At 55.3% G+C, this 13,807-nt stretch carries 19 protein-coding genes; 17 read left to right on the forward strand and 2 right to left on the reverse strand.

Features of this window, described 5'->3' with window-relative positions:
- Positions 1-65: 65 nt before the first annotated feature.
- From JC200_RS22470 to zapE, 17 genes are all read left to right on the forward strand, one after another.
- Positions 66-1,091 carry a M23 family metallopeptidase gene (locus tag JC200_RS22470; protein ID WP_274433959.1) on the forward strand — a complete coding sequence of 342 codons (1,026 nt, stop codon included), beginning with the start codon at positions 66-68 and terminating at the stop codon, positions 1,089-1,091.
- 26 nt (positions 1,092-1,117) lie between these two features.
- Positions 1,118-1,987 carry a site-2 protease family protein gene (locus JC200_RS22475; protein WP_274433960.1) on the forward strand — a complete coding sequence of 290 codons (870 nt, stop codon included), beginning with the start codon at positions 1,118-1,120 and terminating at the stop codon, positions 1,985-1,987.
- Positions 1,988-2,139: 152 nt separating this feature from the next.
- Positions 2,140-2,448 (forward strand): 50S ribosomal protein L21, encoded by a 309-nt coding sequence (gene rplU / locus JC200_RS22480; RefSeq protein ID WP_274433961.1) that lies wholly within the window; start codon positions 2,140-2,142, stop codon positions 2,446-2,448.
- Between the two features lie 9 nt (positions 2,449-2,457).
- Complete coding sequence (locus JC200_RS22485; protein ID WP_274433962.1) at positions 2,458-2,793, forward strand: ribosomal-processing cysteine protease Prp; 336 nt, start codon at positions 2,458-2,460, stop codon at positions 2,791-2,793.
- A gap of 6 nt (positions 2,794-2,799) precedes the next feature.
- Positions 2,800-3,114: a 50S ribosomal protein L27 gene (gene rpmA, locus JC200_RS22490; RefSeq protein ID WP_274433963.1), complete on the forward strand. Its 315-nt coding sequence runs from the start codon at positions 2,800-2,802 to the stop codon at positions 3,112-3,114.
- 79 nt (positions 3,115-3,193) lie between these two features.
- The gene (locus tag JC200_RS22495; RefSeq protein WP_274433964.1) at positions 3,194-3,757 is read left to right on the forward strand and encodes a Spo0B domain-containing protein; all 564 of its coding nucleotides are present in this window, start codon (positions 3,194-3,196) and stop codon (positions 3,755-3,757) included.
- A gap of 31 nt (positions 3,758-3,788) precedes the next feature.
- Positions 3,789-5,075: a GTPase ObgE gene (gene obgE, locus JC200_RS22500; RefSeq protein ID WP_274436632.1), complete on the forward strand. Its 1,287-nt coding sequence runs from the start codon at positions 3,789-3,791 to the stop codon at positions 5,073-5,075.
- Entirely contained in the window at positions 5,059-5,466 is a 408-nt protein-coding gene (locus JC200_RS22505) for a M67 family metallopeptidase (RefSeq protein WP_274433965.1), read from the forward strand. The genes obgE and JC200_RS22505 overlap by 17 nt, the downstream gene beginning before the upstream one ends.
- An 89-nt stretch (positions 5,467-5,555) precedes the next feature.
- The gene (locus tag JC200_RS22510) at positions 5,556-6,614 is read left to right on the forward strand and encodes a GspE/PulE family protein (protein WP_274433966.1); all 1,059 of its coding nucleotides are present in this window, start codon (positions 5,556-5,558) and stop codon (positions 6,612-6,614) included.
- Positions 6,614-7,705: a type II secretion system F family protein gene (locus tag JC200_RS22515; protein WP_274433967.1), complete on the forward strand. Its 1,092-nt coding sequence runs from the start codon at positions 6,614-6,616 to the stop codon at positions 7,703-7,705. The genes JC200_RS22510 and JC200_RS22515 overlap by 1 nt, the downstream gene beginning before the upstream one ends.
- A 24-nt stretch (positions 7,706-7,729) precedes the next feature.
- Complete coding sequence (locus JC200_RS22520) at positions 7,730-8,164, forward strand: competence type IV pilus major pilin ComGC (RefSeq protein WP_274433968.1); 435 nt, start codon at positions 7,730-7,732, stop codon at positions 8,162-8,164.
- A gap of 34 nt (positions 8,165-8,198) precedes the next feature.
- A complete protein-coding gene (locus JC200_RS22525; RefSeq protein WP_443111854.1) occupies positions 8,199-8,603 on the forward strand; it encodes a pilus assembly FimT family protein in 405 nt (134 codons plus the stop codon).
- Between the two features lie 5 nt (positions 8,604-8,608).
- Complete coding sequence (locus JC200_RS22530; protein WP_274433969.1) at positions 8,609-8,920, forward strand: hypothetical protein; 312 nt, start codon at positions 8,609-8,611, stop codon at positions 8,918-8,920.
- The gene (locus JC200_RS22535) at positions 8,871-9,371 is read left to right on the forward strand and encodes a PulJ/GspJ family protein (RefSeq protein WP_274436634.1); all 501 of its coding nucleotides are present in this window, start codon (positions 8,871-8,873) and stop codon (positions 9,369-9,371) included. Before JC200_RS22530 ends, JC200_RS22535 begins: the two co-directional genes overlap by 50 nt.
- A gap of 74 nt (positions 9,372-9,445) precedes the next feature.
- Positions 9,446-9,796 (forward strand): hypothetical protein, encoded by a 351-nt coding sequence (locus JC200_RS22540; RefSeq protein WP_274433970.1) that lies wholly within the window; start codon positions 9,446-9,448, stop codon positions 9,794-9,796.
- 80 nt (positions 9,797-9,876) lie between these two features.
- A complete protein-coding gene (locus tag JC200_RS22545; protein ID WP_274433971.1) occupies positions 9,877-10,398 on the forward strand; it encodes a shikimate kinase in 522 nt (173 codons plus the stop codon).
- 41 nt (positions 10,399-10,439) lie between these two features.
- The gene (zapE, locus tag JC200_RS22550) at positions 10,440-11,360 is read left to right on the forward strand and encodes an AFG1/ZapE family ATPase (protein WP_274433972.1); all 921 of its coding nucleotides are present in this window, start codon (positions 10,440-10,442) and stop codon (positions 11,358-11,360) included.
- On the opposite strand, the gene JC200_RS22555 is transcribed toward zapE, so the two are convergent.
- Positions 11,361-12,260 carry a YqhG family protein gene (locus tag JC200_RS22555; RefSeq protein WP_274433973.1) on the reverse strand — a complete coding sequence of 300 codons (900 nt, stop codon included), beginning with the start codon at positions 12,258-12,260 and terminating at the stop codon, positions 11,361-11,363.
- A complete protein-coding gene (locus JC200_RS22560; RefSeq protein WP_274433974.1) occupies positions 12,257-13,789 on the reverse strand; it encodes a DEAD/DEAH box helicase in 1,533 nt (510 codons plus the stop codon). The genes JC200_RS22555 and JC200_RS22560 overlap by 4 nt, the downstream gene beginning before the upstream one ends.
- Positions 13,790-13,807: the final 18 nt, after the last annotated feature.

Below are 13,807 nucleotides of genomic sequence, written 5' to 3' on the forward strand. Positions count from 1 at the left end.
TGCCGGGTCTACTCGTCCACATGTGCTCATACACATTGGGTAAGTGTGTGTGAGGGGGTACCACGATGGCGACCGAACACAAGGACGGTAAGTGGACACTGCGCCGCAGTTGGCCGATGCGTCGAATGGCAGAACGCGCATCGGCAGAGGTCCAGCAACTACCGAATCAAATCCAGAATCCTCTGACAGACGAACCGGACAATCCTTGGCTGCTATTGCATGACACGAGCGCTAACCCACCCATGCCGCCGATTGAGTCGGCGCGACGCCACTTGGCAGAGCCTTCAGTATACCGGACAGATGTACCTACCCCGACTTTTGACCAATCATCCCAACGCGTGCGGTGGCTGAGCGAGGCGAGCTCTCCGTACGGATTTTCCGACGAAGATGGCAGTCTAAAACAAGGCGATGCAGATACATGGCGTAAAGCCTTCAGTGGTTCAAGTCAGCAGCCATCGGAAGCGGTTCGGGCGGCAGGTGGCCGCAAGCCGCCAACCTCTGCGGGCCCGTCCACATGGTGGTACCAACTTGTCGCTGCAGCGGTTCTCGTTGCAGGAGGCGTGTACTCTGTCCACGCACACACTGCTGTCGCAGCGGATGTCCGCGGCGTGTATCAGAGTGCGTTTGCACAGGACCAAGGGACTGCGTTGTGGACACGGGTAAACCGGTTCATGGTCAATCACCACATCGCGATTCCTGGGTTGTCGACCAACTTTGGCGCCATTAAGATGCACGTTCCGCTACAAGGCTCGATTGTCCGTAACTACTCCGTCGGACAGCCCGAAATGCTGATTCAGGGCACGGCTGGAGAGCATGTCCTCGCAGCTGGGTCGGGCACCGTCACGAAGGTTGCGCAGCTCTCTGGCGGAGACTTGATCGAGATCAATCACGGCTCCATCGGTACGACGTGGTACACAGGTGTAGTGAAACCGACGGTGCGCGTGAATGAGTACGTCACCGCAGGTGAAATCATTGGCCAGTTACCAGCTACGCCCGCGCATCCAACGTTGCAGTTTGCGCTTGAGAAGAACAATCGGTTTGAAAATCCGCATGACTACATTGTGTTTCCGGGTTCACTGACCGCTCCATGAGGATTTCCATCACGACTCCCACGTGGGTGCAACGCATCAGTGGTTTTGGGCGGGTGCGCTTCCACCCGCTGTTTTTCCTGTTGGCTGTTGTCGCACTCGGGGTTGGCCTGTGGCGAGATGTCGTAATCCTGTTTCTGCTTGTTCTGCTACACGAACTCGGCCACGCGGCTGTCGCAAATCATTTGGGTTACGAGGTCGAGGAAGTATCGCTGCTGCCATTTGGCGGAGTCGCAAAGATCTCGTATGGGCGCGGCGGACCCGCCCCGCGTGATGAAGCATTGATTGCCATCGCTGGGCCCTTCGTCAATCTTGTTCTGCTTGGAACAGCCGTTGTCATGGTGATGGTCCACTTGTGGCCAACCGAATTTGGACGCATCGTGATCGAACTGAACCTTTGGATCGCGGTATTCAACATGCTGCCAGCCCTTCCCCTGGACGGTGGGCGCATCTTGCGTGCAGCGCGGTCGCGTACAATCGGATACGAAGCGGCGACGCGGGAGGCGTATACAATGGCCATTGCAGCCTCTCTGCTGTTACTCGGACTCGGTGGTGTGGCGCTATGGGCGGGCTACCCTCATGTGGGAATGCTCGTGCTTGGTCTGTTCTTGTTCGTCAGTGCTTGGACAGGGCGCAGGGACTTGGCCATGGACACAGTGCGCTTTCTTGACGCCAAACGCCGCTCTCACGAGCAGAGACCTGCGTTGATCCGGTCTGTGGCCGCACCAGAAAGCGCAGTGATTCGCGACGTCGTCAAGCAATTTGCTCCCGACAGGTACCATCTCGTGTACGTCCTTGATGAGAATGGGAGTGTCCGAACGATTTTGGAGGAAGATGAACTTCTTGAAGCGGTCTTTGCTGGGCGATGGCTGGACTCTCTCGACCAATGGCTGCAGTAGTTCAATGGATTCCTTGATTGTGAGAGTGGGGCATGATACACTAACTCGCGTGTGTGTACGTCACGCCAACCGCATGACCAGCGGTTTTAACCCTGTGGCCCACAGTTGGGACAATGGACCCTGGCAGCGAGTCTGAGTGAGGGAGCGTTTATATGTACGCAATTGTTGAGACAGGTGGCAAGCAGTACAAGGTTGCTGCTGGAGACACCATCTACGTGGAGAAGCTCGATACTGAGGTCGGTCAATCCGTTACCCTCGACAAAGTCTGCTTTGTCGGCGGCGAACAGACCAAAGTCGGTACACCAACCGTGGCAGGTGCTTCAGTGACGGCCAAAGTTGTGGAGCACGGACGCGGTAAGAAGATTGTCGTGTTCAAGTACAAATCCAAAAAGAACTACCACAAGAAACAAGGTCATCGCCAGCCATATACGAAGTTGCTGGTTGAGACCATTCAAGCGTAACTAAGACTGATGATTCGCGCGCGCGTCGAACGGGTTGCTGGTGTCGTGACAGCATTTCGCGTCTCTGGCCACGGCGGTTACGGTGAGGCTGGTGAGGACGTCGTCTGCGCCGCAGTATCAGCTCTAGTGTTGAACGCTGTGAACAGCTGTGAGCAGTTGCTCGGTGTCGCGCTGCCTGCAGAAGACGACGGTGATGTGCTGTCGTGTTCTGTACCGGATGCGGTTCGAGACGACTCTGGAATACAGTTGTTGTTGGAGAGTATGTGGTTTGGCCTGCAGCAGACAGCGGAGCAGTATCCACATCACATAACGCTGCGAGAAATCCGGCTTGATCAAAAGGAGTGAGTTCACGTGTTGCAGTTTAACCTTCAACGTTTTGCTCATAAAAAAGGTGTTTCAAGCACACGCAACGGGCGTGACAGTGCAGCGCAGCGCCTCGGCGTAAAGCGCGCAGACGGCCAGTTCGTGAAGTCCGGAAGTATCATTGTTCGCCAGCGGGGTACGAAAATTCACCCCGGAACGAACGTCGGCATCGGCAAGGATGACACGCTCTTCGCCATGGTAGAAGGCCGTGTGAAGTTCGAACGCTATGGTCGTGAGCGCAAGCGCGTAAGCGTGTATCCGGTTGCTGTGGAGACCGAAGCGGCTGCGGCGGTCGAAGCGTAAAACACGGGTCTAGCGTGGTGAGCCTGGCAAATGCCAGGCTCTTTGTGTTCCTTGACTTGATTGTGGAGGTGCGCACAAAGTGCGACGTGCTGATCTAGAGTCTGCACACGAACAGGGCAGCGCCAAGGATGCCTTTCGGATTCATCGACATGATGTTCAGAATTTCTTGCAGTTGGTGCGGGCATACCTCCAACTTGACCGACCGGAACGGGCGCTGACGACGGTCATGGACTTGTCCGATTGGTTGACTTCACTGTCACTCGTTCAGTCGAGGTTTGAATTTGCGCCGTCGATAGTCCTTTGGACAGCCGCCCAGTGCCCACACGTACGACTCATTCGCGCAGAGTACACGACGGAGTGGCGGCGTACCTGGTCGAAGAGTCTGTGCGAGGTCTGGACGTTCGCCAACGAACAAGCCGCGGCGACTGGCGTCTCACCGCTCAGCTTGGAAATGAGCATCAATGAAGTGGATTCTACTCTTTGTCTACACATCGGCATTCCGTCAGGGATACAGAGTGCGAATAAAGTCTTGGTACAAATCACGGCGTACATAGATCGGCACAAGCGCACACACAATGCCAAAGAGGTCGCGATTGGTTGCGCACTTGATCCCGACCCACTCGGCACAGGCAGCGAAGCGTAGGGCGCTTCGAGAAAGAGTAGAGGTGAACGGTATGTTTGTCGATCACGCACGGATTTACGTCAAAGGCGGCGACGGGGGCAACGGTATTGTCTCATATCGCCGGGAGAAGTTCGTGCCCCTAGGCGGGCCCGCCGGCGGCGACGGGGGGCGCGGCGGCAATGTCGTGTTCGTGGTCGATGAGGGCTTGCGAACACTGGTGGATTTCCGCTACCAACGCCATTATAAGGCGACTCGCGGCGACCACGGTGGCGTCAAGAATCAACACGGTAAGAGCGCGCCCGATATGGAAGTAAAGGTTCCACCTGGCACTGTTGTGCGTGAGGGAGACAGCGGCGAATTTCTTGGCGATCTCGTTCGCAACGGTCAACGACTTGTCGTAGCAAGAGGAGGCAGGGGAGGGCGAGGTAACTCTCGTTTCGCCACAGAAGGGAACAAAGCGCCTGATATGGCTGAGAAAGGTGAACCGGGCGAAGAACACTGGCTCTTGCTTGAACTTAAAGTCCTTGCGGACGTGGGCCTCGTCGGGTTCCCGAGTGTCGGTAAATCAACACTATTGTCGACCGTGACCTCCGCAACTCCGAAAATTGGCGCCTACCCGTTTACGACGCTCTCACCCGAACTCGGTGTAGTGGCCATACCTGACGGCCGGAGTTTCGTGATCGCGGACTTGCCTGGACTCATCGAAGGGGCACACCAAGGCCACGGTCTTGGTCTCGAGTTTCTGCGCCACGTGGAGCGCACGCGATTATTGCTCCACGTCATAGACATGGCTGCCGTAGAAGGGCGTGATCCGCTTGAGGACTACAACCTGATACAAGCCGAACTTGCACAGTACAACGCAGACTTGACGTCACGGCCGCAATTCGTCGTCGCGAACAAAATGGATATCACCGAAGCGGAGGAAAATCTCGCGCGCTTCCGTCAGGCGTATCCCGACTTACGGGTGTTTCCCGTGTCTGGTGCAACGCGACAAGGTCTCGACCTGCTCGTGTACGCGGTGGCAGATGCCTTGGATAAACTCACAGAGGACCAGCCAACTGTCGCCGACGTCGAGTCAGAGCCGGAGGAAGTCAAGGTGTATCGGTATGCGCCAAGGAGGCCAGTGTTCACTGTCCGACGCGAAGGGAACCACTTTGTTGTGGAAAGCGAAGAACTTGAGAAACTTGTAAAAATGACAAATTTCGCTCAATACGACGCCGTCAAACGGTTTCAGAAAATCCTGCGGCAAAGTGGTGTAGATCAGTCTCTGCGCAACCGTGGGGCGAGCGAAGGTGATGTGATTCAAATTGGCGACATGGAGTTTGAATTCGTCGAGTAACGGGGCCATCGCAACGGCTACTCCGGCGTGGTGGACGCGCGATGTCTGGGAGACGGTCAAAAAGGCTGCTGAGGTCGCCTTACCAAATGAAGTCTGTGGACTGATATACACGGAAGTTTATGGTGTGGCCGTCCACTGTTTCGAAGCAGAAGCTACTGCCACTTCTTGTTTTGCTGTCGAGCAGGAAGTGATCGACTTCGCGTTTTCGCTGCGGGACGCCAACGCGTCAGTCCTCGCCACGTTTCACAGCCATCCGCTCGGATGGCCTCAATTGTCGGCGAGAGATGCGGGATTGGCTGATTGGGCGCAACTGCACTTGTTGTTGGTCCCACACAAAGAGCTTTGGGAACCCCACTGGTTTACTATACAAAGAGCTCAGCAAACCTTGTAAATAGCTCCAAAGAGAGATTGGATCCAGCGCGTTGAAAACAGGCGGTCGATAAGCCATCACGAATTTCCCTAGCTATAGGAGGGATTACCGTGGAGGAGCTGTCGGCCGTTGTTTTGTTGCAGCGAATCTTGGACGATGCCCTGGTTCGCGGCGCGTCAGATGTACACCTGCGCTTAACAGACGGACTTTTGCACGCGGCTTTCAGAGTGGACGGTGTGATCGAACCATTTTTAACCGTACCTGACCAAGCAGGTACTGTGATTCGTCGGGTCAAGGCCCTCAGCCGGATGGACGTGTCCGAGTCACGAATGCCTCAAGATGGTGCATTTTCATGGCACGTCCAGCCGTCTGAGACCGAGGCCGAAATCGACTGCGACGTGCGCGCTGCAGTAGTTCCGATGCTTGGCGGAGAGGCAGCTGTACTTAGACTGTTTGCGCACTCGAAGAGTGTTGTCCCGACGTTGGTCCAGTTGGGCATGACTACCCCAGACTATCAGTTCGTCACACGGATGCTCTTTCGGCACTCGGGGCTCATCCTTGTCGCGGGCACAACTGGCTCTGGTAAAACGACAACTCTGTACGCCATGCTGCGCGAGTTGTCGGAAGCTGGTCGACGTGTGGTCAGTATCGAAGACCCCGTCGAGATGCCAATGACCGATTGGCAGCAGATGGAGGTCAGAGAACGGATTGGGGTGACGTTTGAAGCCGGGTTGCGGGCCCTACTACGGCAAGACCCGGATGTCATCATGATTGGCGAGATCCGCGACGAACAGACTGCTCACGTTGCAGTCAGAGCAGCGTTGACTGGGCACCTTGTACTGAGTACCACGCACGCACGCGACATCGTCGGCGCCGCTGCCCGGTTAGTAGACTTCGGTGTTGCGCGTCAACTTCTTGCAGAGGTTCTGTTGGGGGTGGTCGTGCAGGAGATTGACCGCTCTGTGGCTACACCGCAGTTAGTGACCGCGGTGGGCGCAAGCGTAATGTCGCGACACGCCTCGTTCGCGGTGCTCGAAATGACCACTGAACTGTCCAGTCTAATCGCAACTGATGTGCCTTGGGGGGCAATCAGGGCGCGTGTGAGCAAATCGCAACCTGAGGTCGTTGTCGGTTATGGCGTCTCCGACCGGGATGGGAGGGGGCGCTAGTGGGTGTAGGCACCGTCAATCCGGTGGCAGGGGGACGAAGTAAGCGCGTTGGCCACTTTCGTCAACGATTTCAGACTCGCGATCTCGACCATCTAACCGACCATCTGGCGTCGCTGCTGGAGGCGGGGTTACCCGTGCGACAGGCAGTAATGCACTTGAGCGACCATCCATTGAGTCGGCACATGCAGGATTGGTTAAACCTAGCCACTGTGTCTATTGAGGAAGGCCGATCTCTGTCCGATGCCTGGCGGTCATGTGCTCCACGCCTGCTGCTGTCGATGGTAGCGGCGGGTGAAGCCACGGGAAACCTTGCTTCAACACTGCGTGCCTGGAGTACTCACGCACGACTGCGTCGAAAGGCCATCGGCGACATCCTGCGCATGCTTAGTTATCCCGGACTGCTGTCAGGGCTGATGGCTCTGCTGCTCATCTTTGTCTCCAGAGTGGTAATGCCGATGTTTATTGGGGTCTACGCCTCCCTTGGATTACACCCGAGCGGTGCGACGGCCGTGGTCGTCAGGATTCTCGATTCAGCACCCCGTTGGACTGTCGGCTTAACTGCAACGATTGCCGTCTTTACGCTCGCTCTACTTGTCGTTAGAACCTCGCGCCCCGCTCTTTGGTCCAAGCTCTCCAAGTGGCTTCCGGGGCGACAGCTTTGGCGACTCCGGCGAACGTACACCTGGTCTCAATTACTCCGCCTCCACCTCGACGCAGGCGTCGCACTGACAGACACGCTCACGGAACTAGCTGACATCCACAACCCTGTGTGGATGCGAAAGGCTGCGACTGAGACGTTGTCCCGCGTAATGGCCGGACAGCCGCCTGCCCTTGCGTTCACAGGTGACTGGGATCCGCTGTTGACCGTGTTGTTGCGCTGGGCGGAACAGACAGGAGAGATTGGAGCCGCCTTCGCACGCGTAGAAGCGTATACCCAAGAGGTGTTTGAGGAACGGTTGCGTCGATTGGTACAAGTGCTAGAACCCGCCCTGTTGTTCGTCATGGGAGGACTTGTCAGTGCCTGCATGTATGTTGTTTACGTTCCGATGTACGACATGATGACGACGGTATCAACTGGACACTGGTCATAACGCGCATGAAAGGGGTCATCACTCATGATGAGCGCACTTTGGCGCCAGTTAGTTTGGACAACGAAGGTTCACCGCAGCGGGCCCACGCTTCGTGAACGCGACTGCAAGCGTGAAGGGGGCTTTACGCTGATGGAAATGGTCGTCGCCGTTTTCATTGTTGGTGTCATGATTGCTGTTATCACACCCCACTTGCTCGGGGCTGGAAAACAGGCCACAGCTGTTGCATGCCAGCAGAATGTCAACGCCATTGAATCGGCCTTAACTGAGTACGCTCTCGAAAACGGTTCGCTCCCGACGGGCGACGCTACCACTCAGATGCAAGCTTTAGTCGACGCGCAGATGTTAGCGGCGATGCCGGGGCAGCCGGCCAATGCGGTCTACACAATTTCAGACCCTGACCCCGACCACATATCAGTCACATGTCAAGTGGCACAGACAGGAACCAACGGTGTGCAGTGACGCTCGTCATCAAGGCGGTTTTAGTGTCGTTGAGTTGACCGTGGCAATGTTTGTCACTGTGCTCACGCTTGCGTTGGCGGTGCCTGCGTTCCTGCGCGTGTGGTCCACGCTCCAACTCACAGAGACGAGGCAACTGCTGCTTGACAATCTTCGCTTTGCCCAGGAGGAAGGACAAAGTTCAGGAACATTCGGCGCTGTGCGGATGGCCAAATACGCGCCACGTTACGGGACGTTTGTCGGTGGGAAGCAGTTGTCAACTACTGTGTTTGCCCCCGGCATCAATTATGTCGATGGGTACTTGCAAATGCAGAACGGAAATTTGACGTACGACCAATTAGGTAACTGCCAAGTAAGCGGTGTGATCAGACTGACGAATGGTGTGCAAGAACTAGACATCACGACGTATATGGGCGCCGGATTAATCTCCCCCGGGGGGTGAAAAAATTGACAATCACCGAGGTTGTTGTCTCCGTGTGGCTGTTGTCCGTCATTGGAACTGCTAGCCTGCTCGGGTGGAGCCAGACAGTGTTGGCGACAAAGATGACGTCCGCACAGCGCGCAGCCGATGACTGCGCCGACAATGCTGCGGAGACTTATTTAGCCGGACAGGTCGCGACATCTGAAACTATGTGGCACGGTTTGACCTGTCAGGTCCAACTTCTGCCCGCGCAAGACAGTGAGCAGGGGGTGATGACCATTGTGGCGCGTGTGGGTGACACCAGCCAAACGTTGTGGATCCCGCAGCGCGGCTTTTAGCTCGTCGCGAGAAGGGTTCACGCTGATTGAAGTATCCCTCGCGTTGGTACTATCAACCATCGTCCTTGCGTTGTCCACGAGTCTGATGGTGTCTCTCTGGCGCGCGGAGAATCGCCTGACCTCGGCAGGTGAAGTGGAGGCAATGTGGGCAAGTGCCCATCGTGTGCTCGCAACCGACGCACATGCCGCGACGTCAGCGACTTTGCGTTTTGAAAGTCTAATGTTAACGGAGGCAGACGGCATTACCTATCGTTATTTGGCGAATAACCGAGGGCAACTCGTTCGCATTGAAACTGGGGGTGGAACTGCAGTCATTGCGACGATGGTGCAGTCTGTTGCGTTCCAGGTGCTGCTTGGTGAAGTTCACGCGTCCATCACGTTTACGGACGGAGAAACGAGGGAAATGACGCTATGCACACTGTCAGGTGCTGTATCGTCTTCTCTAGGTTGAAAACGTTAGTTGTCTCGAGCGAGACTCGCTCGGTGTGTTGGCACGCAGTGACACGAGACTGTGGACATGCTCTCGTGACAACACTTGGCCTCGCACTGTGCAGCGCGGTCATCGCAGGGACACTTCAGACGATGGTCATGTTTCAGGCGCGAACACTGCGATTATACGATGCGAGCAGGCAGTCCTTTTGGCTTGCGCGGGGGGCGGCCTTGAGCGTGCTGACGGCACTCGAGAGCAATCCTGCGGCTGTAGGTACCACGAGGACCGTCGAAACCGTGGGTGGAGTGGTGAAAGAAAGCGTGTCGTTCGGGAGTTCAGACAATGTCCGGGTGGAAGCCTCTGTGCCCGGCGCTATCAACACCGTTGTCTTTTCCTACGACCCAAGCGCAAAGCGAGTCACTCGGTGGCAGGACAACAGCCCGTAATTGAAGTCTGAAACAGCGTCGTTTCGAGCGATCGCGATGTGCTATGATGTGAGACAAGTCCAAGACAAGCAGGTGACTGTGTGTCACACCGTTCGATTGCCTTGATCGGTCCAACGGGAGCCGGGAAAAGCACCGTTGGATCGGCTCTCGCAGACACTTTGAAATGGCGCTTTATAGACCTCGATACGTACATCGAAGCACGTGTCGGAGCGTCTGTCTCGCAGATCTTTGCCGAATCCGGCGAGGGTGGATTTCGCGTAGCTGAAAAGTCTGCGCTTGGGGTTGTAACTGAAATGGCTACATCCACACCGCTGATTTGCGCGACGGGCGGTGGTATCGTAACGACAGAAAGTTGCGTTGCACAGTTGCGCTCGCACTGGTTAGTGATTGCACTGGAAGTCGACGTTGACACGCAGATGCAGCGCTTGCTCGGGCAAACTTCGGGTCGCCCGCTGCTTGCAAGTGCTGACGACCTTGCAACTCGACTAAGCAATCTGGCAGAGGCGCGAAGCAAATTGTATCGACGGGCAGCGCACCACGTGATTCAGGTTGACAAGCTCACGCCACAACAAGTCGTGGAAACAATACTCGCTATCCTCTAGAATTGGATGAGCGTAGCTTTCAGGAGAGGAGACGACCCTCTGTGCAACACATTCGTGAAGTGATTCCCAGTTCGTGGCGGAATCACCCACTTGAATATAAACCAACCGATTTCCGCATCCAGATTCCGCAACTCGATGAGTGGGGTGTCTCTGACGCAACCATTCGGAGTCAGCAAGCCCTACTTCTTGAGTACGTACGGCAACGCGATATCTGTCAAGCTTGTCGCGGTTTTAGCAGCTGTGGCAAGGAAGGCGACATGCAGGGTTTTGTGCAGTCGTTAGACCGCTACGGGACTCAACTGACGACAATGGTCAAGCGGTGTACTCCGTTCAAAGATGCTCAGCTACAACAGAAGGTTAGGCGCTTTGCCGAATTTTCAGGCGCACTTCGCGAAGACGAATCCTTTCGTTTTGAAAACTTTCCAGTGGAGCAAAGGCGCAAGTATCCAAAGCTAGTGCAGTACGTTGAAGATTTCGCGGAACGCTTCCAACCCGGAGCCGCCATGCAGGGTGTATACGTGTTTGGGCCTCCGGGCGTGGGCAAAACTCATTTGGTGCTTGCTGTCGTCAATCGCCTTCAGGAACGCGGTGTACCCAGCCTGTTTGTGCGATCGGACTCGCTGTTTGACCGTATGCGTCACGAACTTGCAGAGGGGAGAGACCTTGAACCCTATCTCGATATCTACGCGACGGCACCCGTGCTATTGATCGACGAATTTGCTCAGGAACGCGCCAACGAGTTTACGATGGAGAAGTTGTTCAGGATTGTGAACCACCGCTTTCACGCCAAACTGCCGACGTGGTTTACCAGCAATTACGCTCCCCCCGACATCTACCGAAAGAATGGCGGCGATTTACTCGACACAGTAGCACCGCTACGCAGTCGCATCATGCAGATGTCCAAGCTAGGGAAGATGGATGGCCCAGACGCACGGCAACGGAACCTAGAGTCGCTGTTGTAACTAATGTGTCACGAGGCCAACAAGGGCCGTTTGTTTCATGTCGATCTCGACTTTAGGCGCAACTCTGTCCCTGACCTGACAAATTTTCGCCTTCATCTCAGCTTCAACAGCAGCTTGCTCATCAGGTGGGATGTCCGGCAAGATACTCATGTAGTACGTGTGCAATTGCCGTTCTTCCTTTGCAAGTCGTTCCCATGCGGACTTTGCCCATTCATCGGGGTGGTTGGACACCAATCGTTGCAATAGCCCCGTGATACGATTCCAAGCTTCGGATAAATTGAGCTTTGCCAACGACAGTAGGCCGGTCGGGTCTGTGGGCTGAAGTGGCAAGTGGCGCACAGTGTCAAAAAAAGACTCAACAACCTGTCCGTTTTCCAAACAGACGCCTACTGAATGCCACACTTGTTCCACGATGTCACTCCGATACGACACAACGACGTTTTGCAACAACCACGGCACGATGCGACCTGTTCGCCCTGCAGGTAACGACACAGCACAGAAGCGGCCTCGTGATTCGGCTGCAGACATAATTCGGTCGAGGCGAAAGCTACCGAGTGTAACGAGTTCTGCGGTTGGCGGGCGAAAAAACATCTGTTCAATCTCAGAGAACGCCTGTCCCTCTCGCTGGCGGAGCGCCTGTTCACGAAGTCGTTCGTTCTCTCGCGTCAAGGCCTCGTCAGTGAATGCCATGCGCAGAACAGTGGGAGGGACATTCTGACTAGTCTGTTCAACCCACAGCCAATAGTACGGGCGGTCTGTCAACTCTTTATCGACATCTCTCGGCAGAGAATACTCACGATACCCCTCTGTGTCATACACGCATGTCGCGCCAGTCGCCTTGAAGAAACCATCACAAAATTTGATGCGTTCCGCAGGTGTACGCAAGACCGTCTTCGTCATGTCCACACCTCCGAATCACTGCGCAGAGGGGGCGTCTTCAGCACGGAATCGCCAATGGTGCTCAGTCTCTGATAGAGGTCATCGTCTGACAAACTGGTCATTGCAGCATCGAGAATTCCTTGTTCAAACTTTGTTCCGGCAACCTCGCCGTTAACAATGTAATCGAGGTCGCCAATCACAAGTTCAAACATCCGGATCTTCTCCTGAAGCAACTGTACAATGTGTGACTCGATTGTGTTATTGGTGGACAGATTCCACACGTGCACGTTATGCTTCTGACCCAGACGGTGAATCCGCCCAATCCGCTGCTCCAATCGCATTGGGTTCCAAGGCAAATCGAAGTTAATCATGTTATGGCAGAACTGCAGGTTAATGCCTTCACCGCCAGACTCCGTGGCGACCAGTACTTGAATGTGCTTGGAGAACAACTCTTTCATCCAGTCCTTCTTTCCCCGTCCAAATCCGCCACGAAAGGGTACTGCGCTGACTCCGTTTTTCTTCAGCATGTACAGCAAAAAATCCTGAGTGGCTCGGTACTCTGTGAAGACCACGCATTTGTCGTCGATGCCTTCGAGCATATGGATGACTTTGTCGACTTTCGTGTACGTTTGAATTTTTTCAGCCAGTCGCAAAAGCTGGTCGATCGCACCGGACGCACCCGGTTGCTTGGCTCGCTTTTGCATCTTCTCCAGCGTCATCATTGCGGCGTAGGGAGAACTGCAAATCTCTCGCTGCAACGTAATCAGCGGGAGCATCGAAATACGCGCTTCTTTGCGGTGCGTATACTCCTCACGTAAAAAGGTTTGTACACCGTCGTACAGCGCAAGCTCTTCTGAAGTTAAATCGAGTGGCACGACGGAGACTTGGCGCGGAGGCAGGTTCGTACCGCCGTCCATGCGCCGGTTGCGAATCATGATGGTCTTGAGTTGTGACTTAAGTGCAGCCGGGTCTTTCGGTGTACGACGCGACTCCACATGTGCTGCGACAAAATCCTGAGGGTTGCCGAGTGCGCCTGGCTTAAGAAGCGTAATGAGTGTATGGAGTTCACGCAGTTCGTTCTGCATCGGCGTCGCTGTCAACAGCAACATGTACTTGTTTGGAATCTGGTTTACAACCTGCCAGTTGCGAGTTCGACTGTTTTTCAATTTGTGTGCCTCGTCGACCACGACGAGGTCCCATTCGTTCGAGAGAAGTGCTGACCGATGAGGGTCGCGTTTGGCTGTATCGAGTGAAGCGACCAGCACATCGTACTGTGTCCACGACCACTCGTTTCGCTGAGCGAAGGCACCCAGGCGAAATTTTTCATTGAGTTCTCGAGTCCACTGCAAGACGAGAGAGGCAGGCGTCAGGACCAACATCTTCCGAGCGAGACCCCGCAGTTGATATTCCTTCATCACGAGTCCCGCTTCAATTGTTTTACCAAGTCCCACTTCGTCGGCGAGAATGGCACGACCGCGCAAGTCACGGATAACTCTCGCAGCTGTCTCAATTTGGTGCGGAAGGGGTGTAAAGCCCTGGACGTGTTCCAAGGCTACGAGTTCGTTTAT

This window comes from Alicyclobacillus sp. ALC3 (genome assembly GCF_028751195.1).
Classification (GTDB): Bacteria; Bacillota; Bacilli; order Alicyclobacillales; family Alicyclobacillaceae; genus Alicyclobacillus_L.

What these genes read in the sequence shown, in the direction of transcription:
- JC200_RS22470 (WP_274433959.1), top strand. Translation starts at nt 66, where the DNA reads ATGGCGACCGAACACAAGGACGGTAAGTGGACACTGCGCCGCAGTTGG.
- rplU (WP_274433961.1), top strand. Translation starts at nt 2,140, where the DNA reads ATGTACGCAATTGTTGAGACAGGTGGCAAGCAGTACAAGGTTGCTGCT.
- JC200_RS22485 (WP_274433962.1), top strand. Translation starts at nt 2,458, where the DNA reads ATGATTCGCGCGCGCGTCGAACGGGTTGCTGGTGTCGTGACAGCATTT.
- obgE (WP_274436632.1), top strand. Translation starts at nt 3,789, where the DNA reads ATGTTTGTCGATCACGCACGGATTTACGTCAAAGGCGGCGACGGGGGC.
- JC200_RS22520 (WP_274433968.1), top strand. Translation starts at nt 7,730, where the DNA reads ATGATGAGCGCACTTTGGCGCCAGTTAGTTTGGACAACGAAGGTTCAC.
- JC200_RS22555 (WP_274433973.1), bottom strand. Translation starts at nt 12,260, where the DNA reads ATGACGAAGACGGTCTTGCGTACACCTGCGGAACGCATCAAATTTTGT.